General features: G+C 60.2%; 18 protein-coding genes. 3 read left to right on the forward strand and 15 right to left on the reverse strand.

What is annotated here, in order from left to right; all coding sequences use genetic code 11:
- Positions 1–33 precede the first annotated feature (33 nt).
- Both hemB and NF676_RS17595 read right to left on the reverse strand, forming a co-directional pair.
- Positions 34–1,008 (reverse strand): porphobilinogen synthase, encoded by a 975-nt coding sequence (hemB, locus tag NF676_RS17590; protein ID WP_016775388.1) that lies wholly within the window; start codon positions 1,006–1,008, stop codon positions 34–36.
- 255 nt (positions 1,009–1,263) lie between these two features.
- Entirely contained in the window at positions 1,264–1,962 is a 699-nt protein-coding gene (locus NF676_RS17595) for a glutathione binding-like protein (RefSeq protein ID WP_056788645.1), read from the reverse strand.
- A 283-nt stretch (positions 1,963–2,245) separates the two neighbouring features.
- Between NF676_RS17595 and NF676_RS17600 the strand changes: the two genes are divergently transcribed.
- Complete coding sequence (locus tag NF676_RS17600) at positions 2,246–2,920, forward strand: hypothetical protein (RefSeq protein ID WP_024013504.1); 675 nt, start codon at positions 2,246–2,248, stop codon at positions 2,918–2,920.
- Positions 2,921–3,029: 109 nt separating this feature from the next.
- Here NF676_RS17600 and mnmH read toward each other — a convergent pair whose 3' ends face one another.
- The 10 genes from mnmH to NF676_RS17655 all read right to left on the reverse strand — a co-directional run bounded on the left by mnmH (position 3,030) and on the right by NF676_RS17655 (position 16,656).
- Positions 3,030–4,133 carry a tRNA 2-selenouridine(34) synthase MnmH gene (gene mnmH / locus NF676_RS17605; protein ID WP_073471374.1) on the reverse strand — a complete coding sequence of 368 codons (1,104 nt, stop codon included), beginning with the start codon at positions 4,131–4,133 and terminating at the stop codon, positions 3,030–3,032.
- On the reverse strand, positions 4,133–5,167 hold the full coding sequence (gene selD / locus NF676_RS17610; RefSeq protein WP_056788639.1) for a selenide, water dikinase SelD: 1,035 nt from the start codon (positions 5,165–5,167) through the stop codon (positions 4,133–4,135). Before selD ends, mnmH begins: the two co-directional genes overlap by 1 nt.
- A 172-nt stretch (positions 5,168–5,339) precedes the next feature.
- Positions 5,340–6,449, reverse strand: coding sequence for a hypothetical protein (locus NF676_RS17615; protein ID WP_095182142.1), 1,110 nt, complete (start codon positions 6,447–6,449; stop codon positions 5,340–5,342).
- A 231-nt stretch (positions 6,450–6,680) separates the two neighbouring features.
- A complete protein-coding gene (locus NF676_RS17620) occupies positions 6,681–7,793 on the reverse strand; it encodes a hypothetical protein (protein ID WP_252876616.1) in 1,113 nt (370 codons plus the stop codon).
- A complete protein-coding gene (locus NF676_RS17625; protein ID WP_353956297.1) occupies positions 7,783–11,373 on the reverse strand; it encodes a toxin VasX in 3,591 nt (1,196 codons plus the stop codon). The genes NF676_RS17620 and NF676_RS17625 overlap by 11 nt, the downstream gene beginning before the upstream one ends.
- Entirely contained in the window at positions 11,370–12,236 is an 867-nt protein-coding gene (locus tag NF676_RS17635) for a DUF4123 domain-containing protein (protein ID WP_252886474.1), read from the reverse strand. Before NF676_RS17635 ends, NF676_RS17625 begins: the two co-directional genes overlap by 4 nt.
- Positions 12,233–14,236, reverse strand: coding sequence for a type VI secretion system tip protein TssI/VgrG (tssI, locus tag NF676_RS17640; protein ID WP_252886475.1), 2,004 nt, complete (start codon positions 14,234–14,236; stop codon positions 12,233–12,235). The genes NF676_RS17635 and tssI overlap by 4 nt, the downstream gene beginning before the upstream one ends.
- A 270-nt stretch (positions 14,237–14,506) precedes the next feature.
- Positions 14,507–15,463 (reverse strand): quinone oxidoreductase family protein, encoded by a 957-nt coding sequence (locus NF676_RS17645; protein WP_252886476.1) that lies wholly within the window; start codon positions 15,461–15,463, stop codon positions 14,507–14,509.
- A gap of 31 nt (positions 15,464–15,494) precedes the next feature.
- Entirely contained in the window at positions 15,495–15,668 is a 174-nt protein-coding gene (locus tag NF676_RS17650) for a DUF1427 family protein (RefSeq protein ID WP_081932387.1), read from the reverse strand.
- Positions 15,669–15,879: 211 nt separating this feature from the next.
- Entirely contained in the window at positions 15,880–16,656 is a 777-nt protein-coding gene (locus NF676_RS17655) for an AraC family transcriptional regulator (RefSeq protein WP_252886477.1), read from the reverse strand.
- A gap of 137 nt (positions 16,657–16,793) precedes the next feature.
- On the opposite strand from NF676_RS17655, the gene NF676_RS17660 reads away from it, so the two are divergent.
- Both NF676_RS17660 and NF676_RS17665 read left to right on the forward strand, forming a co-directional pair.
- Complete coding sequence (locus NF676_RS17660) at positions 16,794–17,021, forward strand: DUF6555 family protein (RefSeq protein ID WP_016775403.1); 228 nt, start codon at positions 16,794–16,796, stop codon at positions 17,019–17,021.
- 49 nt (positions 17,022–17,070) lie between these two features.
- A complete protein-coding gene (locus NF676_RS17665; RefSeq protein ID WP_056791362.1) occupies positions 17,071–17,343 on the forward strand; it encodes a hypothetical protein in 273 nt (90 codons plus the stop codon).
- A 22-nt stretch (positions 17,344–17,365) separates the two neighbouring features.
- On the opposite strand, the gene NF676_RS17670 is transcribed toward NF676_RS17665, so the two are convergent.
- From NF676_RS17670 to NF676_RS17680, 3 genes are all read right to left on the reverse strand, one after another.
- Complete coding sequence (locus NF676_RS17670) at positions 17,366–17,533, reverse strand: metallothionein (protein ID WP_016775405.1); 168 nt, start codon at positions 17,531–17,533, stop codon at positions 17,366–17,368.
- A 517-nt stretch (positions 17,534–18,050) separates the two neighbouring features.
- A complete protein-coding gene (locus NF676_RS17675) occupies positions 18,051–18,503 on the reverse strand; it encodes a DMT family transporter (protein WP_252886478.1) in 453 nt (150 codons plus the stop codon).
- A 3-nt stretch (positions 18,504–18,506) separates the two neighbouring features.
- Positions 18,507–18,992 carry a DMT family transporter gene (locus tag NF676_RS17680; protein ID WP_016775407.1) on the reverse strand — a complete coding sequence of 162 codons (486 nt, stop codon included), beginning with the start codon at positions 18,990–18,992 and terminating at the stop codon, positions 18,507–18,509.
- Positions 18,993–19,063 lie beyond the last annotated feature (71 nt).

Here is a 19,063-nt window from a genome sequence, read left to right on the forward strand (position 1 = left end):
ATACAGGCAATGCTGCAAGTTGCGATTCCTTTCTCAGATCCCCGCCAACGCCAGATCCATCGCAAAGTAAGTGAAGATCAGATCCGCCCCCGCACGCTTGATTGCGCCAAGGCTTTCGCGGACCACGCGATCCTCATCGATCGCCCCAGCCTGGGCGCCGAACTTGATCATCGCGTACTCGCCGCTGACCTGATACGCCGCCAGTGGCAGGTTCGAGGCCTGGCGGATGTCGCGGATGATGTCGAGGTAAGCACCGGCCGGTTTGACCATCAGCGCATCGGCGCCTTCCTGTTCATCGAGCAGCGATTCGCGCAGGGCTTCGCGGCGGTTCATCGGGTTCATCTGATAGCTTTTGCGATCGCCCTTGAGCGCGCTGCCGCCAGCCTCGCGGAACGGGCCGTAGAGTGCCGAAGCGAATTTGGTCGAGTAGGCCATGATCGGAATCTGCGTGAAGCCGGCAGCGTCGAGCGCCTGGCGAATCGCGCGCACCTGGCCGTCCATCGCCGCCGAGGGCGCAATCACGTCAGCACCGGCGCGGGCGGCCGCTACGGCTTGCTTGCCGAGGTTGATCAGGGTCTGGTCATTGTCGACCTCGTGGTTGTGCATCACGCCGCAATGGCCGTGATCGGTGTACTCGCAAAAACAGGTGTCGGACATCACGATCATTTCCGGCACGGCGTCCTTGGCAATGCGCGACATGCGCGAGACCAGGCCGTCTTCGCGCCAGGTGTCGCTGCCGTTGGCATCGAGATGATGGGACACGCCAAAGGTCATCACCGACTTGATGCCGGCACGGGCATAGCGCTCGATTTCGCTGGCCAGTTTACGCTCGGGGATGCGCTGCACGCCGGGCATGCTGGTGATCGGCACGAAGTCGTCGATGTCTTCCTCGACGAAGATTGGCAGGACCAGATCGTTCAGGCTGAACTCGGTTTCCTGGAACAGACTGCGCAGGCTCGCATTGCGGCGCAGACGGCGGGGACGTGCTTCGGGGAACTGACTGGACATGGGGCCTTTCCTGAAAACAGCGGATGAGACGAAAGTCGTAGGGGGCGAAGCTTATGCCTTGCGGCGGGTGCGGGACAAACCTGGATCAATCAAGAGAGCGTTACCGGGCTTGTAATAATCCTGCATGTACATTTCAAATTCCTGTGGGAGCTGGCTTGCCAGCGATGGCGGCAGGTCAGTCACCAATGAGGTTGACTGTGCTGGCTTCATCGCTGGCAAGCCAGCTCCCACAGGGGGCATGTGTACAACTGAAAGTCAGGATGGGATGGTCAGGCCGCGGATGACTGCCGGGCGAGCTAGAAACCGCTCCAGCACTCGGGTGACGTTGGGGAAATTCTCAATCCCGACCAGATCCCCCGCCTCGTAAAATCCGAGCAGATTGCGCACCCACGGGAACGTGGCGATGTCGGCGATGGTGTAGCGCTCGCCCATGATCCAGTCACGACCTTCGAGGCGAGTGTTGAGCACATTCAGCAGGCGTTTGCTCTCCTCGACATAGCGATCGCGTGGACGCTTGTCCTCGTAATCCTTGCCGGCGAATTTGTTGAAGAAACCGAGCTGGCCGAACATCGGGCCAATGCCGCCCATCTGCCACATCAGCCATTGAAGGGTCTCATAGCGCAGCGCGCCTTCCTGAGCGAGCAGCTGGCCGCTCTTGTCGGCCAGATAAATCAGGATCGCGCCGGATTCGAACAACGGCAGGGGTTTATCTTCAGGGCCATGCGGGTCGAGGATCGCCGGGATCTTGTTGTTCGGGTTCAGCGAGAGAAATTCCGCCGAGGTCTGGTCGTTGGTGTCGAAACCGACGCGGTGCGGCTCGTACGGCAGGCCGATCTCTTCGAGCATGATCGACACTTTGACGCCGTTGGGGGTCGGCAGGGAGTAGAGCTGAATCCAGTCCGGGTACTGCGCCGGCCATTTCTGAGTAATCGGGAATGCAGACAGATCGGTCATTGGAAGCATCCAGTCACAAATTGAAAACCGATCATAAAGTAGGCCTGCCGCTGCGCCTACACGAACCGTAACATCCTGTCGCTAACCTGCCTGCATGCCCGCAAAGGTTGCCGTTAGAGTGCTGCGCACTGGCCCGGATCGAACCAAACGGGCATTACAGGACTCTGAGTTATGCCTTTCTCGCAGAGGAAGCTGTTTATGACAGGGAAACACCCGGTGCTGGGAGCCCGCGGTGCAAAGGTTTGTCAGCCTTAACCGATTTTGCTGAAGAACCCTCGAATTGATGACGAACCTGATGAGTTTCGCCAAACGTTTCAAACATCGCGCGTACGTGGCCCTGCCCTCCCTGCTGGCAGTCAGCGCGCTTTTTCTGTCCCTCGAATCCAGCGAAAGCCGCGCCCAACCGGCGGACGGCACACAGACGCTGGTGTTCCTGCGCCACGCGGAAAAGCCCGAAGGCGGCCTCGGCCAGCTCAACTGCCAGGGCCTGAACCGCGCCATCGACCTGTCGACGCTGCTGCCGGAAAAATTCGGCAAGGCCGATTACGTATTCGCCGCCAACCCCACGCGCAATGTCGAGGAAGGCGAGCTGGATAATTCCTACAGCTACATTCGTCCGCTGATGACCATCAGCCCGGCCGCGATCAAGCTCGGCCTGCCGGTGAACATCGAATTCTCTGCCAACGACACCAGCGATCTGGCCCGCGAGCTGCTGGACGAGAAGTACCACAACTCGACGATCTACACCGCCTGGTCCCACGGTTATCTGCCGGATCTGATCAACAAGGTCGCCGGCAACGCAGTGGGCGAGCGACAGAAGATCACCGATGACTGGGCCGGCGATGACTTCGATTCGCTGTATGTGCTGACCCTGAAGTGGCACAACGGCAAGGCCAGTTTGCAGAGCCATGTCTACAAACAGGGGCTGGATAACGGCAAGGACACTTGCCCGACCTGAGTTTTGTATCGCCCGATCTTGCGTCTTCGCGAGCAGGCTCGCTCCCACAGGGGAACGCATTTCAACTGTGGGAGCGAGCCTGCTCGCGAAGAGGCCAGTTGCTTGCACCTCAAGCCTTCTGACTCACCCTCGCGCGCAAATACTCGATCACCGCCTGACGCTCCCCGGCAAACTCGATCCGCCCGCCCTTCTTCTCGCGCTGGAATACATACATCGGGTCGTAGTACTCACGCAGCAAACCCTCGATCCAGCCGCGATGCAGGTCCACCGCGCCGCTGCGGCCCTGCTCGGCCAGCGCCTGTTCCATCAATGCCAGCATCCGCGAATGGCGCTCACCGCCGAGGCGTTTCTGTACGTTGTTGAGGCTCTCCAGCAGACGTTCGGAAAACAGCGCAAAACCGTTTTCGCCGTGCAGCGAGGCAAATTCCGCCGACAGATCGATGACGTAATCACGCAGGATCCGCTCGACACGATCCTCGAAACGATCTTCCAGCCAGACCATCGGGTACTGCTGCATGCCCTGATACAACGTCAACGGCAAGGCGCAACTGCCGACCACACGGCTCTCGTCTTCGAGCACAAACTGCTCGATCCCAGCATCGCGTTTCTTCAGAAAGTCGATGGCCAGGCGATTCTCGAAATCGATGTTCGACGGCTGCCCGGTGGCGCGTTTGCCGAAACTGGAGCCGCGATGGTTGGCGTGGCCTTCCAGATCCACACCGTTGCGCAACTGCACCAGCACTTCGGTCTTGCCGGTGCCGGTCATGCCGCCGAGCAAAACGAAATCACACTGCGCGACGGCCTGCTCAAGGGTGTCGATCAAAAAGCTGCGCATCGCCTTGTAGCCGCCGCCGACGCGCGGATAGTCGATGCCGGCCTCGTCGCGCAACCATTGCTGGGTGATCTGCGAGCGCAAGCCACCGCGAAAACAATACAGATAACCATCGGGATGAGCCCGGGCGAACTCGGCCCAGGCCTGGATGCGCTCGGCCTTGACTGCGCCGGACACCAGTTGGTGGCCCAGCTCGATTGCCGCCTGCTGGCCATGCTGCTTGTAGCAGGTGCCGATCTTCTGCCGCTCCAGATCATTCATCAGCGGCAGATTGACCACGCCGGGGAACGCGCCTTTGTGAAACTCGACCGGCGCGCGGACATCCATCATTGGCCGGTCGTTGAGGAAAATGTCGCGGTAGTCGGTGCAGTCGCGGAGCATCAAATCACCTCGACCGCGTTCGTCTGTCGCTCAACCAGTTCGCCGATCGGCGCAAGGTTCAGGCCCAGTTCGGCGGCAACGCCGAGGAACTCGTCATTGCCTTCAGGCGTGACCGCAATCAGCAGACCGCCGCTGGTCTGCGGATCGCACAGCACGCGTTTGTGCAGTTCCTGCACGCGGCCAACCTTGCTCGAATAGCTGTCGTAGTTGCGCAGCGTACCGCCCGGCACGCAGCCCTGATCGAGGTAGTACTCGACGCTGTCCAGACGCGGCACGCGGTCGTAGGCGATGCGCGCGGTCAACTGGCTGCCGTCGGCCATTTCCACCAAGTGCCCGAGCAGGCCGAAACCGGTGACGTCGGTCATCGCCGTAACGCCGGCGAGTTTGCCGAAGCGGCTGCCAGGCTTGTTCAGGGTGCACATCCAGTCGCGGGCGACACCGACGTCGGCGGCGCGCAACTTGCCCTTCTTTTCGGCGGTGGTGAGGATGCCGATGCCCAACGGTTTGGTCAGGTACAACAGGCAACCGGCGGTAGCGGTGTCGTTGCGTTTCATGTGGCGCTTTTCCACGAGGCCGGTGACGGCGAGGCCGAAGATCGGCTCCGGCGCATCGATCGAATGCCCCCCCGCCAACGGAATGCCCGCCGCGTCGCACACCGAGCGACCGCCACGAATCACTTCCCGCGCCACCTCCGGCGCCAGCACATTCACCGGCCAACCGAGGATCGCGATCGCCATCAACGGATCGCCGCCCATCGCATAGATATCGCTGATCGCATTGGTCGCGGCGATGCGGCCGAAGTCGAACGGGTCATCGACAATCGGCATGAAGAAATCGGTGGTCGACACCACACCGCGCTCGGCATCGATCGCATACACCGCCGCGTCATCGCGCGATGCGTTGCCGACCCAGAGTTTTGGATCAAGGTTCTGTGCGCCGCTGCCGGCGAGGATCACTTCCAGCACCTGTGGGGAAATCTTGCAGCCACAACCGGCGCCATGGCTGTATTGGGTCAGACGAATCGGCTCGCTCATGGGAGAGTCTCTGGCAATGAATGGGGCGGATTCTAGCAGAGCGCGAGAGCGCAGATTTTTGTGCTGACCGAGCGGCCCCTTCGCGAGCAGGCTCGCTCCCACATTTGTACGGTGGTCTCCTGTGGGAGCGAGCCCGCTCGCGAAGGCAATCGAACCTGCCTGCACCGCCCAGTCAGCCCCGCCTGCAAACCTCAGCAAAAATCTGCGTAATCGGCCGATGCGGCTGGCGCTTGTGCATCCGCCGCACTTGTTCGCTCAGCCGCAACAACTCTTCACTGGGCTTGGCCCATTGCTCCTTCGGCAGCGGCTCGGACCAGGCACGCATGACTTCCGGCAGCGCCTGCTTGCCGATTCTTTCGAGTCGGCGCACTTCCCATTCGACCAAACGGTTTGGAATCGTCCATAAAGTCATGACGTGATACAGGTACCAAAAGAACCCCGACAGCCGCGAGCGGCGGCCTTCACGGATCTGCTGATGCATCCGCGCGCGGGCGTTACGAAAAGTGTGCAGGCCTTCGTGGGGTGGGTCGTCCGGGCCTTGCAGATCCTGCAAATCCTGAATTGACTTGAGGTCGTTGACTTCGTACTCCATGTAACCGCGAATTGCTTCCCAATGGCTGATCGCGAGCTCTAGGCCGGCGCATTGGAATTCCTGGCTTATGAGGGTTTCACCTTGGTAGAAACCGATGCCCATGCCGTATTGGCGATGGATGCCGAACTGGGTGGCACCCTTGGCTTCGATGATCCAGGCGCTGAGCGACTCCCACGGGACAAAGACCGGCTCGGTGGCGCCTTCGGGCATGAAGCAGACTTCGCGGCGTTGGCGGTTGAAGCGGGTTGGAATTAGGGAGAGGCGTTTTTTGTGGTGGTGGTGCCAGACGCCAATACCGATGAGCAAGATCAAGGGACCGCAAATTAATTCATTTTCCAACGCCACTTCGAATACACCAACCATTGATTCCCAAATCGCCTCGTTTCCATAGCCAAAAAGAATCCCTAGCAAGCCCGTAAATAAAGGAATTAAAACGAGAACCATAAAAGTTCCTGCGGTCGTCGCGCCGAGAATTAGCTGCCATGGGAATACCTCCAGTGAGCCGAGACCAAAGTCCATGTATCCGTCATTGAACGCTCCAATATGAGGTCCGTAAGGCGGCATTGATGTAGGTAATGGCAACGGTGCGAGATAGGTAATCTTCCCGCTTGGGAACGGCTCAATATCGCCCGCTTTTTTAACCCCCTCATATTCCGAACTGGAAGGAGGATTACTGCGATTATTCAGCATGGTCAGCCCATTCGAGGTATTGGGTTTCAACCAGCATAACCATCGGGTTTTCCTTGACCGACCCGGTAGCAACAACTGAGAAATGGCCGCCACCCCGAGGGTCTCCTACCTCGGCCAAGATCAACCGAAACATCCGCATCCAGCGCGGTCCCCTGTGGGAGCGAGCCTGCTCGCGAAGGCGCTCAAACAGGCAAAAAACCTCCCTCCCTCTGGTCACAAAACTGCTCTGCATCAGTCCACAGCCCGCCTGCAAACCTCAGCGAAAATCTGCGTAATCGGCCGATGCGGCTGGCGCTTGTGCATCCGCCGCACTTGTTCGCTCAGCCGCAGCAACTCTTCACTGGGCTTGGCCCATTGCTCTTTCGGCAGCGGCTCGGACCAGGCACGCATGACTTCCGGCAACGCCTGCTTGCCGATTCTTTCCAGACGGCGCACTTCCCATTCGACCAAACGGTTGGGAACCGTCCATAAAGTCATGACGTGATACAGGTACCAAAAAAATCCCGACAACCGCGAGCGGCGGCCTTCACGGATCTGCTGGTGCATCCGCGCGCGGGCATTGTGGAATGTATGCAGGCCTTCGTGGGGCGGGTCGCCCGGGCCTTGCAGGTCTTGCAGGTCCTGAATCGATTTGAGGTCGTTGACTTCGTACTCCATGTAACCGCGAATCGCCTCCCAATGGCTGATCGCGAGCTGCAGGCCGGCGCATTGGAATTCGAGGCTGGTGAGGGTTTCGCCGTGATGAAAACCGATGCCCATGCCGTATTGGCGATGGACGCCGAACTGGGTGACGCCCTTGGCTTCGATGATCCACGCGCTGAGCGATTCCCATGGAACGAAGACTGGTTCGGACGCCCCTTCGGGCATGAAGCAGACTTCGCGGCGTTGGCGGTTGAAGCGGGTTGGGATGAGGTAGAGGCGTTTTTTGTGGTGGTGGTGCCAGACGCCTAGACTGATTGTTAGAGTGAGAAATAAAACCTCTAAGCCAAGTATTTTGGACTCTCGAAAAATCTCTTGTACGTAGGTCCAACTTTCCCACCCGTCTCCGGATGCCAGCCCAAGAATGCCTCCTGCCACAGGTGTCAGACAGACGAACCAGAAAGCAAGACTGAAAGGACCGCCCAAGGTCATCTGCCAAGAAAATATCTGTGGAGAGCCTGTGCCAAGATCCATGTAGACCTGACTGAGTTCGCCTATATGAGGCCCATAGGGGGGGATGGAAGTTGGTAATGGAAGTGGTGCGAGATAAGTGATTTTTCCACTCGAAAATGGTTCGATGCTTCCAGCTTTTCTGGCTTGCTCACAGATCGTCGTGTTAATCGGCTTGTGGGGTTTAATCTGCATGGTCAACCCGCTCAAGAAACTGGACTTCGACCAGCAGTATTGGTGGTTTCGTTTTTATTTGCTTGGCTCCTACCACCGGAAAGTGGCCCTTTCCCCGTGGATCAAGGTGAATGACACGAGTTCGCGATATCCCCTCACCTTTTTCATTCGTTGACTCAATGCAAACTGCCAACTCAAGGGTTTCTTTCGCGGGCGTGTATTCAGAATCGAGATTGACTGGATACTTAAGACACAGCACTAATCCATCGGGATCAGACTTAGCGATACTTAGACTGGCTAAAATCTCGTCGCTGATAACTTCTCGCTCTTCCCGTGGCACTCCTCGGCTATGCAGCGGAACGGAAATACGATGCGCTCCTATACCTAAACGATGCTTGGATTTCCCGCCAAAGGGTGGCAGCAATTCACTTAGTGTCAGGCTGGGTATGACTAGATGGATATCGCCGGGTTTGGGTGTGAGCAACAGTTTTCTCAACCATGACACGTCCTGATTCGAACCGATCTGAACATAGGGAGCGTTGATCAGAAAGGCTAAATAACTTTGATAGTCGTGAAGTGTATGATCGCCACGCATCTCGGCATCTCTACCCCATGGTGTGATCCGTAACCATTTGTCATGAGCACTGATGTTGTAGCGGTTGAACAGCCAGGCCCCGCTCAACTCAAGCAAGGTGAACAACGCGCCGGCAAGATTAAACCGGAAAAAGACTGTAGAGAGACGGGTTCCGGCGGCGGCCCATGCAGCTGTTCTCGCAGCGTTGTTTGATGCAGTGAGTACCTTGTAGCTTGCAGACAAAGTTTGTCCCAGACCATAGGCATTAGCCGACGTCATTCCATTTGCGCCTAAAACTGCGAGCGCGGCGGCCCTCTGTGCCGACGGATTACCACTGCGAATTGACTGTTGCCAATTTTCGAGTTGTTTTGCGAGATTGACTGCTGAGGTTACCAACCCCAGACCGTAGGTAAGAAAGCCCAGTCCGATGTGCAACTTGCCCATTTGTATGTGTACGCTTTGCAATGCCTCGTGCTGAACCCTGGCAATCAGCGCGTCGCTGCGAGCCTGCAACGCAGTATTGGCGAGGCTTTGCCCTGCAGTGAATCCAGCAGCCCCCGTAGCAGCGAGCGCATTGGCGAAAGGCCCCCACACCCTTTTATTCGCTGTTTGCCTACGCAACTCATGGAAAACTGCTGCCAAATTCACCACCTGCACTAACACCACCACCAACCCCATCCCCTCCGTCCGCACCAGACTCGCCTTCGAAACCCCCGCCACCCCCGCGCGAATATTCTCCAGCAACCCTCGCAATTCCCCGTGCTGCGCCGGCGGAAACACCACCGTCACGCCCGCTTTCGCCGGGGTGGCGCCATACAGCCGTGCCGAGCGATCCGGCAGTTCGTCAATCGGGCTTAGCGCTGCCGCAAGGCGGCCTTCGAACAAGGCCAGTTGCGTGCGCACGCGAACGATTTCCCCCTGCAATTCCACCGCCCGGGCAGTTTTGTGGCCCTGGCGGTTTTTGTTGTGGGTGAGCTGGTTGCGTTCGCGGTTGAGAGTTTTCAGGTAGTCGCGCTCGCGCAGCACTTCCTTGATCGTGGCTTGCAGCGCCGCTTGTTCCGCCGGAGTGGACACAGTGAAGGTCACGCCGCTGGTTCGTGCGGCGTCGAAGACGCGCAGGCGCAGGGCTTTGGGCAGGCGCTGGAACAGTTCGTCGAGGTCGGGGATTTTCTCGCCGGCAAGATCGAAGCCTTCCAGCGCCCGGCTCAGGCCGAGGTTCAGCGCTGGGCTGTAGGTGTCCTGCACCGCATCGGCGAGGACGCGGCTGTGTGCCGGCAGATCGTCGAGGGCCGGCAACTGCGGATGCTCGATGCTCTGCAACTTGGCCAGCCAGTCCGGCAGGTTGTTGAACATCGCCATGCCGGCGTTGAACAGCGTTGAATATTGCCCGGCCTGTTCGGTCTGCAAGCGCAGCGGCAAGGTGTAGAACAGCGGGCGGGTCAGTTGCGGGTGTTGCTCGAGGTATCCGAGCATTTGCTCATTGGCCGCGTCGCTGCGGCCGATGTCCTTGAGACAGGCGTATTCGCTGGCGAGCGCCTGATCGATCTGCGCCGGCAGTTGCCCGTCGAAATACCAAGCCGAGCGATGGAAACGCCCGGCGCACAGCAGTTGCGCGCGATCGGCGGTGATGCGTTCGAGCAGGCGATTCCAGCGTCCGAGGTTGTCGCGATGACTGTTCAGCACCTCGTCCATGGCCGGGCGGTCGATCAGGTCGTTGATGCCGCGTTTGCCGCTGAGCAATGGGCCGTCGAGCACGTCTTTCATGCGTCGGCTCTGATCCTTGCCGAGGTCGACCAGTGTGTTCAGGTGGCGCTCGACGAAGTCGGCCGGGGCGACTTCAGAAAAATATTCGCGGGTGTAAAAGCGTCGGTCCGCCTCGGCGGTGACGCGAGCGTGCGCGGTGAAATCCGGGGCAACGCCGTCGAAGCGGTTCAGCGCCAGTGACTCGTCCAATGCCTTTTCGCGAAGCTGTTGCAACTCAGGCGTGGCTTCGACTGCAACTGGCTCGACCTCACCACCCTTGTTCAAATAGTCGAGCAGCGCCTGCCGGGTATTTTCCCGATCCGGCTCGGGCAATTGCTCCAGTTCAGCAAACAATGCCTGGGCGCGCGGATCGTCGCTGGCCTTGGCCAGGGTGTCGAAATCCTGAGCGCCGAGCTGGCTCAGCGACTCGATGTAACTGGCCAGCAGATAGTCGCGCTCGTTGTTGTCGGTGTTGCTCCACTGCTCGATCCAGCCGACTACCAGGTCCTGATAATCGGCCAGATCGCGCATTACTCCAAGGTCGTCGTTGACCAGCAGAAACAGCGTGTCGTCCTGATAAGGCCCGCGCACCCGACCGAGAAATTCGCCGATATGCGCCTCGCGAAAACGTCGTGGGTTTTCCCACAGATAAGGTTCGCGTTCGTGCTCGGGCGCATCGCTGACCTGCACCGTCGGCATACGCGTGGCGTCCGCCTCGGCCAGCGGTTTCGCTGTGCAGGCCACTTCCGCCAGCCACTGTTTCGCCTGAGCCACGGTAAGCAGATGCTCGCCGCCGATCAGACAATGCACCGGGCCGAGATCGACCGCCTGCATGAAGTGCTCGCGTTCCTGCGCACTGTCCAGCACCTGTCGGCACTTCGCCGCGCTCAACTGCACGTCGGCGAAGGTCACGTAAAGGGTGCTTTTGCGCGAAAAGATCAACGCCGGACGTTCTTCGATGGCGCTGCGCTGATCCTCGCTGACGCTTTTGCCGCGATGCAGCAATGCGCTGGTGACGCCGTCGAGCACGCGGTATTCGTAGAGCTCACCGCTGAGGCTGTCGACGATGTACAGCCAGCCATCGCGCAGGCGGCGGATGCCCATGGGGCGCGTGGTCAGGGTGTACGGCAGCGTGAGTTCGGTGCTGGGGTCGAAGGGTTTTTCCACCAGGCCGTACGCGAGGGGCAGCAGTTGCACGTGGGTGTTGCGCAAGGGGCAGGCGGCGGGTGCACCAATGGGCGCTTTCGAGGCGGCTAACGCATCGAGGATGGCGGGGTGATTCATGATTGATGTCTCTCAGAGGCCCATCGAAAGGCCATTGCAGCGGCAATCGCAACGCGCTCGCCGGGGGATTGCAGCGAAGGTGTGTGCATCAGCTGATGGATCTGCGGGTGCCGACTGCACGCTGCATCGTCCAGCCATCCCACCACGTTGGCGTACAGCAGAATCTCGGACGGGCTGCTCAAGGCAAGCTCGCTGGCATGGGCGTGGATGCGTTCCAACAATTGCCAGCGTTCAACTGCCGTGTCCCCGACATGAAAGTCAGGAAAGTGCTTGAGCAGGTGCGTATCGATGTCGAGCAACACCCGCCGCCGATCCACCCGATCCAACGCGACATCCTGCTCGGCACTCAGCCGATACGGCGCCACCAACGCCCCACCCTGCCCTTGGCGAGGTCGCTGACAGTGCCAGACTTGCCGCGCGCCATCCGCCGTGACCACACACCCCAGCGGCCCGAACAGACTCGCATCGCCGCTGGCAAACAGCGCCTGCGCCACGGCGGCATCCGCCAGCCGCAACAACACCGGCGAGCCGACCGGCAACTCGACGATCAGCAACTGGCGCAAATGCGCGACGATTTCATGCGCCGGCGCGGCGCTGAACAACAGCACGCCCCATTCCTGTTGGGCATGCTGGCGATAAAACCGCGCCACCGGATCGTCAGCGTCCGCGAGCGCCACCAGCAGCGGCGAGACATCGCGCAGGGCCGAAAACGGTGGCTGGTCGTAGAGCGCAAAAGCGTTGGCGGCGGGGTCGAGCCTTCGCAGTTGCGCCGGTAAATCGGCGATCGTCGCGCCGTCGAGCAGCACAAACGCCTGCTGCTCAGCCCACGGCAAACCTTCAGGCCAATCCGTCAAAAGGCTCATGCCTGGGCCGCCTCGCAAATCAGGCAACGCGAGGTCCGCGTGGTCAGCAGCGCATGCCGTTGCTGCACGGCATCGAACGTCGCCTTGAGCAACGGCGCAGCCCCCGGTAGCAACGGTTCCGCTGGCAGACACACCGTTGGCGCCCCGCCCTGCACCACCGGCACACTGCTGAAAATGCCGGCGGCGCCGACCGTCAGCCAATGCCCGCCAGCAGCCAGGGTGATCTGCAGGCCGCTGTTGAAAACCACCTGCTCGCCCGCGCCGAAATGCAGCTGCTGCGCGGCACTGACGCGCTGGCTGGCGACCCGCACATGCTGCTCGCCCTGCACCCACAGATGATCGTCCTGCTTGAGTTCAGTCAGGCGGTTGCCGTGGGTCAGGTGATGTTCTTCGTCGCGCAACTCAAGGCTGGAAACGCCGCCAATCACTTGGCTGTGCAGGTTGTCGATCTGCACACGCAAGTCGTTGAGCACGTGCTGCACCAAGTCGCGCTGCGCCCTGATGGAGATTTCTTCCGCGCCTTGCCGGTCCTCGATGCGCAGTTCGTTGTAACCACCGCCACCGGGACTGCTCTGGCTGCGCCAGATACTGCGCGTCTGTTGCGCCGGCAGGTCCAGTGGCACCGGGGTTTCGGCGTTGGGCAGGCAGGCGAGCACATACGGTTTGTCCGGATCGCCATCGGTGAAGCCCACCAGCACTTCCATACCGACGCGAGGAATCTGCACGCTGCCGTAGCGGTCATGCGCCCAGGCAGTGGCCACGCGCAGCCAGCAACTTGACTGTTCATCACGCTGGCCGTCGCGATCCCAGAGCATTTGCACTTTCACGCGGCCGTAGGCATCGCTGTAGATTTCTTCGCCGGGCGGGCCGGTCACCACCGCCAACTGACTGCCACTGACGCGCGGTTTGACATGCTTGAGCTGCGGGCGAAACACCACGTCCCACGGCGTCGCGACGAAATGGTTGCGATAGCCCTGACTGAAACCATCTGCGTCAGCCTGCTCGGTGAACGCTTCCTCGAGCACTTGCGGCTGTTTGCCGATGTGCTCGACCTCGGTCAGCAACCATAAATCGTTGCAGTCGGCGCGCGAGTAATCCGCCATGGTCATGAAACTGCCGCCGCGCATCAGCGCCTGATTGCTGCGCCCGTTAGCAAGACGATAGTCGGCACCATGGCGCTCCAGCGCACGCTGGCTGAGGTGCTTGCCGCGCTCGCGATGGGTGAACTGCCCGGGAAACTCATAATCTTCCAGCAGCGGAAACCGCGCTGCACTGACCTTGGCGTCCAACTGCACCGCAGGCTTTTCGAAGTGATAATCGCGGCGCTCGACGAGGTTGGAGCGTGGCTCCAGGCGCACAGTGAACTGGTCGATAACCGGCGCATCGGCAACCAGGCCGTTGCCCTGCAAATAGCGCGTCGTCACGTCGTGTTTGAGGAACGCCGTTTGATCGTCGCCGAACACCAACAGGTGCGCCTCACGGCGGTGACGGAAGTGAAAGTGCAGGCCCTCCTCTTCGCACAGCCTCTGGATGAAGTGCAGATCGGATTCCTGGTATTGCACGCAATACACCCGCGCCGGGTACTCGGCGCTGAGCTGAAAACACCAGACATCGGCCTGCATGCCGTGATCGCTCAACACATTGGCGATGATCTGCGGCACGCTCAGGTTCTGGAAAATCCGCTGATTGCGCCGATGCGCGAGGTAGGCAAGGTGTGGCGCCAGGGTGATCTGGTAACGGCTCAGCCGAACACCGCAATCACCCTGACCGACCCGATAGACCAGCCCGTGCATGCCGCTACCGTCGGCACCGAAACAGAGAAAGGCCGGCCGATGCAGCAAGCCTTCCAGATCCACATCGGGCCGCTCGCTGACCAGCTCGAGATCCAGTTCATAGGTCTGGTTGAGCACTTCCCGGGTGCGAAAACCGAACACTTGAAGATCGTGGAAAACGCCTTCTATCTCGAGAGTGAAAACAACGGGCCTGCCAGCGATGCGCATCCACCTGTCCCTGTGTCTGATTGAAAGACGGGACTGTGCAACGGTGCACTGCAATGGGTGAAGTCAGAGGTTTCCCTGTTTTGCCGGTCTGCGAGCGAAAAGGACGTGGCCCACAGAGAAACGCCCTGGATCCTACGGAAATCATCCCGAATCCTATGCCTTTCCCCTGTGGGAGCGAGCCTGCTCGCGAAAACGGTGTGTCAGTCGCCGACGGTTTAACTGATCTACCGTCATCGCGAGCAGGCTCGCTCCCACAGGGATTTGCGTGAATCAGGGCAGCAAGATGATCTTGTCGCCACCACCTTGATTGACCTCAGCATAGCGCGCCGGCCCTTCAGCCAGCGGCACCTCCACCAAGCCCTGCGGCAGCGGCAAGCGATCCTCATCGAAGAAGCGCCCGAACTGCTCGAGCATCGCCGCGCACGCCTCAACGCCGTACAACAACGAATTGATCCCGACCACCGAGCCGCCCTTGCGATACAGCGCCAGCGCCGGCAATTGCACATGGCCGTCGACCGGTGCGGCGATGATGGCGATGCGGCCGAAGGTCGCCAGTGCGGCGACCGAGGCCGGCAGCCAGAAACCGGTGGTGTCGAAGATCACATCGGCGCCGCCGCGATACACCGCATTGACCTGCGCACCGAGGTCTTCAGGCTTATCCAGTTGAATCGTCTGATAGCCCTGCTTCTGCAGATCCGCGACCTGCTCGGGCCGGCGCGCCGCCGCCAGCAATTGCGCGCCGCGCACTTTTGCCAGGGCCAAAGCCGCAGTTGCCACTGCCCCGCCGCCGATCACCAGCAAGCGCGTGTCGGCGCTGACCAGGCTGCGTTCCAGCGCATCCCACGCCGTGGTGTACGGCACGCCAAGGCTAGCCGCCTGAGCAAAACTCAAATGCGCCGGTTTGTGCGCCACGCCACTGGCCGGCAGTTTGACGAATTGCGCATGGGCGCCGTCGGCGAAGAAGCCCAACTCGCGCCCGGTACCCCAGACTTCCTGACCGATCAGTGCTTGTGGCCCCTCGACCACCACCCCGGCAAAATCCCGCCCCGGAACCCGTGGCAGTGTGGTGTAGGGAAAACGCCCGAGGACGTTTTTCACATCGCTGGGGTTGAGGCCGGCAGCCTTGATCTGCACCAGCACTTCATCGGCGCCGGGCACCGGGGTCGGAACGTCGACGAAGCGCAGGGAAGACAGGTCGCCGGTCTGATCGAATTGCAACGCTTTCATGGGCACATCCACCGAAAAGAAAAAGGGAAATTCAGGACACCCAGCCAGCGACCAGTTGCCGGCCCAGCGGCCACAACTGCTCACCGGCCAACATGCCGAGCAGACCGACCAGCGCGATGGCCGGTGGGGCGGGAGAACGGAAATCGAGCGCGCCGTAGAGCAGGCCGACGCCCAGGCCGATGGCCAGAGAAATGAGGTAGTTCATGAAAGGAACTCCGCCGCGATAAGTGATGGGCAGAGTCTAGGGAAACGGGCGGAGCGGTATCGGCCAAGGACTTCTGAATTTCGGACAAACCTTCTGCAGCCGCCATAGAACCGTGTGGGAGCGAGCCTGCTCGCGAATGCGGTCTTCCAGTCAGCACTTCATTGCCTGGTGCAAAGCTTTCGCGAGCAGGCTCGCTCCCACATGGATCTGTTCAAGTTGCCGAGAATTGCGAAGGCGCTACGCCAAGCTCCCGGCGAAACATGTCGCTGAAACTGCTCGGTGAATAACCCAGTTCGCGAGCAATGACGCTCACCGCCACGCCCTGAATCAATGCTGCCACCGCCGTCGCCAACTGTACCTGGCGCCGCCATTCGGCGAAGCCCATGCCGAGGCTGTCCTTGAACAAGCGCGCCAGGGTGCGCACGCTGGCCCCGGCGTTTTCCGCATGCTGCTCGAACGGGATCTCCAGCGACGGCGCGGCCATCACGGCCTGACACAGATTCATCAAACGCCGGTCGGACTCGTCCGGCAGTGGAATCTTCAACTGCGAACGCCTGGCCCGGCGCAGCTCCAGCAACGCCAGCCCGACCAGTGCGTCGTAATACTCAGCCTCGCCGGCATCGCCCTGCGCCACCAGCCCGACGATCAACTCTCGCAGCAAACCACCGACCTCGATCACCTGCACCGTCGCATCCAGCGTCGCCGCCAGCGCCGGGCGCAGGTAGATATTGCGCATCTGCAAATCCGACACCACCCGAATCCCGTGCGGCACCCCCGGCGGCAACCACACCGCCCGCTGCGGCGGCACCACCAGCGCTTCGTGCGGGGTTTCGACCCACATCACCCCGCTCATCGCATACAGCAACTGCCCCCAGACATGCTCGTGCGGCTCGATGAACAAACCACGCGGATAGGTCCGCGCCAGCGGTTGCACGGGCACATCGGTGTCGGTCAGATCAGGGGGCGCGGCGAGGGCCATGGCGAGCATTCACAGGGGGTTGGCGAAGCCGCCATGGTAACCAGCACGCCGCGCACTCGCCAACGATAGATACCGTCGGACAATCCGAATGAATTTTCCCGGCACAGCGCGATCCGTTTAATACCACAGGGAGGAATTCGGGCTTTATGAACAACGCAAAACTTTACGTCATCGACTACACACTGCATGGCACCCCCAAGTCGTTCATTATCCGCTCGGACAAAATGGACAACGCCGAAGCCTGGCATTGGGCAAGCTGCGACGCGGGCGTGGGTCGCATCCCGCGCTTCGGCCGCGAGAAAGTGCAAAAGACCAGCAAACCGATGGCAGAAAAATTCGGTCTGGAAAACGTCACCTGGCGCCAGACCAACTGACCCCACCGCCTCCACCGCAGGCTTGGCAATCGACAGGGGGAATCGACCGATGACCGACACTTATCACACGGCCCGACTGGACTACGGCCTGACCACCTTCTTCGGCCAGATCACCAAAACGGTGAATTGCGCAGTCGCACTGGAAACGGTCGCGGATGACCCTTACCGCTTCACCTTGTGCGTCCAGGCACCGGTACCGGAAGACCTCCACCAAGCCAAGGTTGTGGTGGTCAAGGTCGAAGGGCGAACACTGCAAGGTACGGTGAGGCACTTTGAACGACAGGAAGACGACAGTCTGAAAATGGAAGTGGAGCCTGATTAGGCTCCACTTTTTTTTGCCCCGCTTATTTCGGATGAGCGCAACCGCAGCCCTTCATCGCACATTCTTCACCGTGTTTGTGGTGATGAGCGCAAGCCTCGCAGCAATAGTGTTTACCGTGTACAGCGTAAGAATGTTCGCCTTCTTTGATCGTGCAGTTGCAGCCCGGGCAGTCGCATTTTTTATCGGACATGGGACAGACTCCTTGCGTGGTGGTTGTCTGAGGCTTGCGATCAAGCCATAAGGGACAGTGTAGAAGGTGGTGTTGCAGGCTGGCCAACTGTTGAGAGATTGGGCGACGCAGAGATGGCTTTCGCGAGCAGGCTCGCTCCAACAAAACAGCAAAAGCAAAAGATCGCAGCCTTCGGCAGCTCCTACACACAATGAGCGCAAGCTCGAGTACCGCCCTTGATCTTGCCGTGCCGGCCCCATCGGCAGGCTGAGCGAAGGGATCGATCCGGGCGTGGGAGCGCAGCGACCGTTTGGCGCAGCCAAACACAGCGAGTGTAGGTGCAGCGAAGCAAACCGGAGCCGCTGCGCCAGGATCGATCCCGCAGCGAAGGAACCCCGAGCCCCAGCGAGCGGGCCGAACGCCGGGGCCAAGCCTTTTGGTTACTTTTTGGCGTCTGAAAAAGTGACCCGCTGTAAGAGCGGAACCGTAATCAGCAACACCCGCAGCAACGGATATGTACACAGTCAAACAAATAAAATCACTGCGCCTGCCGCGAACTCCGATACATAAACACCAAAGCCACCGCCAGACACACCATCGCCAACATCCGACTCGGAGACAAGCCGATCGCCGGATTCCCCAACCAGCCAAAATTGTCGATCAACATCCCCATCCCCAACTGCCCGACAATCACCGCCACCGTCGCCACAGCCGTCCCGACCACCGGCACCGCGCCAACCATCACCATCATGTACACCACACCAAACAGCGCCCCGGTCAACTGCCACTTCGGCACCTCAAGCAGACTCACCGCCTGCGCCGGCTCGAAAAACAGAATCAACAACCCGGTCACCACCGCGCCCACCGCAAATGTCAGCAGACTGGAGCGCAGCACACCGACCGTTTCACCCAGACAACCATTGATCGCGGCCTGCACACTCAACACCGCACCGGCCAATACCACCACCGCCAACAAAATCACCAGACCCATCATTCACCCCCGCGCAATCAGAACCAAAGCCACCACAATCAAGCCCAACGCCAGCCAGCGCTCGCCGTTGACCTTCTTGCGCGTCGCGCCGAACCAGCCGAAATGGTCGATCAGCACACTCTTGCCGACCTGACCGGACAAAATCGCAATCATCGTCATGGCAATGCCGATGTGCGGCGTCGCCAGCGTCAGCACCACCACGTAGATCGGCCCGAGAAAACCACCGATCAATTGCCAGCGCGGCAGTTCGGTCAGCGCCGGACCTTTCTGTGGGCCGGCAAACAGCAGGAGCAAAAACAGGATCGCCGAACCCACGCCGAAGATGCTCAAAGTCGCCCACAAATGCCCGACCTGCTCACCCAGCGGCCCGAGCAATCCGGCTTCTACCGACAAGCCCATGCCAGCGAGAATTACCAGTGGCAGCAACAGCAGACGCAACACCGATCTTTTCACCGGTGCAGCAACCACCCCTTCATCCAACGTCTGCATACATAACCTTCCACACTCAAAAACAATGGCGCGGATTATCGGCTGGCGCCGCTGTGCGATAAATGGGAGCA

It is taken from the genome of Pseudomonas siliginis, assembly GCF_024072275.1.
Lineage (GTDB): Bacteria > Pseudomonadota > Gammaproteobacteria > Pseudomonadales > Pseudomonadaceae > Aquipseudomonas > Aquipseudomonas siliginis.

Excerpts from the sequence above, each read along its gene's own strand:
- hemB (WP_016775388.1), bottom strand. The coding sequence starts at position 1,008 with ATGTCCAGTCAGTTCCCCGAAGCACGTCCCCGCCGTCTGCGCCGCAAT.
- NF676_RS17595 (WP_056788645.1), bottom strand. The coding sequence starts at position 1,962 with ATGACCGATCTGTCTGCATTCCCGATTACTCAGAAATGGCCGGCGCAG.
- NF676_RS17600 (WP_024013504.1), top strand. The coding sequence starts at position 2,246 with ATGACGAACCTGATGAGTTTCGCCAAACGTTTCAAACATCGCGCGTAC.
- mnmH (WP_073471374.1), bottom strand. The coding sequence starts at position 4,133 with ATGCTCCGCGACTGCACCGACTACCGCGACATTTTCCTCAACGACCGG.
- selD (WP_056788639.1), bottom strand. The coding sequence starts at position 5,167 with ATGAGCGAGCCGATTCGTCTGACCCAATACAGCCATGGCGCCGGTTGT.
- NF676_RS17615 (WP_095182142.1), bottom strand. The coding sequence starts at position 6,449 with ATGCTGAATAATCGCAGTAATCCTCCTTCCAGTTCGGAATATGAGGGG.
- NF676_RS17620 (WP_252876616.1), bottom strand. The coding sequence starts at position 7,793 with ATGCAGATTAAACCCCACAAGCCGATTAACACGACGATCTGTGAGCAA.
- NF676_RS17625 (WP_353956297.1), bottom strand. The coding sequence starts at position 11,373 with ATGAATCACCCCGCCATCCTCGATGCGTTAGCCGCCTCGAAAGCGCCC.
- NF676_RS17635 (WP_252886474.1), bottom strand. The coding sequence starts at position 12,236 with ATGAGCCTTTTGACGGATTGGCCTGAAGGTTTGCCGTGGGCTGAGCAG.
- tssI (WP_252886475.1), bottom strand. The coding sequence starts at position 14,236 with ATGCGCATCGCTGGCAGGCCCGTTGTTTTCACTCTCGAGATAGAAGGC.
- NF676_RS17645 (WP_252886476.1), bottom strand. The coding sequence starts at position 15,463 with ATGAAAGCGTTGCAATTCGATCAGACCGGCGACCTGTCTTCCCTGCGC.
- NF676_RS17650 (WP_081932387.1), bottom strand. The coding sequence starts at position 15,668 with ATGAACTACCTCATTTCTCTGGCCATCGGCCTGGGCGTCGGCCTGCTC.
- NF676_RS17655 (WP_252886477.1), bottom strand. The coding sequence starts at position 16,656 with ATGCTCGCCATGGCCCTCGCCGCGCCCCCTGATCTGACCGACACCGAT.
- NF676_RS17660 (WP_016775403.1), top strand. The coding sequence starts at position 16,794 with ATGAACAACGCAAAACTTTACGTCATCGACTACACACTGCATGGCACC.
- NF676_RS17665 (WP_056791362.1), top strand. The coding sequence starts at position 17,071 with ATGACCGACACTTATCACACGGCCCGACTGGACTACGGCCTGACCACC.
- NF676_RS17670 (WP_016775405.1), bottom strand. The coding sequence starts at position 17,533 with ATGTCCGATAAAAAATGCGACTGCCCGGGCTGCAACTGCACGATCAAA.
- NF676_RS17675 (WP_252886478.1), bottom strand. The coding sequence starts at position 18,503 with ATGGGTCTGGTGATTTTGTTGGCGGTGGTGGTATTGGCCGGTGCGGTG.
- NF676_RS17680 (WP_016775407.1), bottom strand. The coding sequence starts at position 18,992 with ATGCAGACGTTGGATGAAGGGGTGGTTGCTGCACCGGTGAAAAGATCG.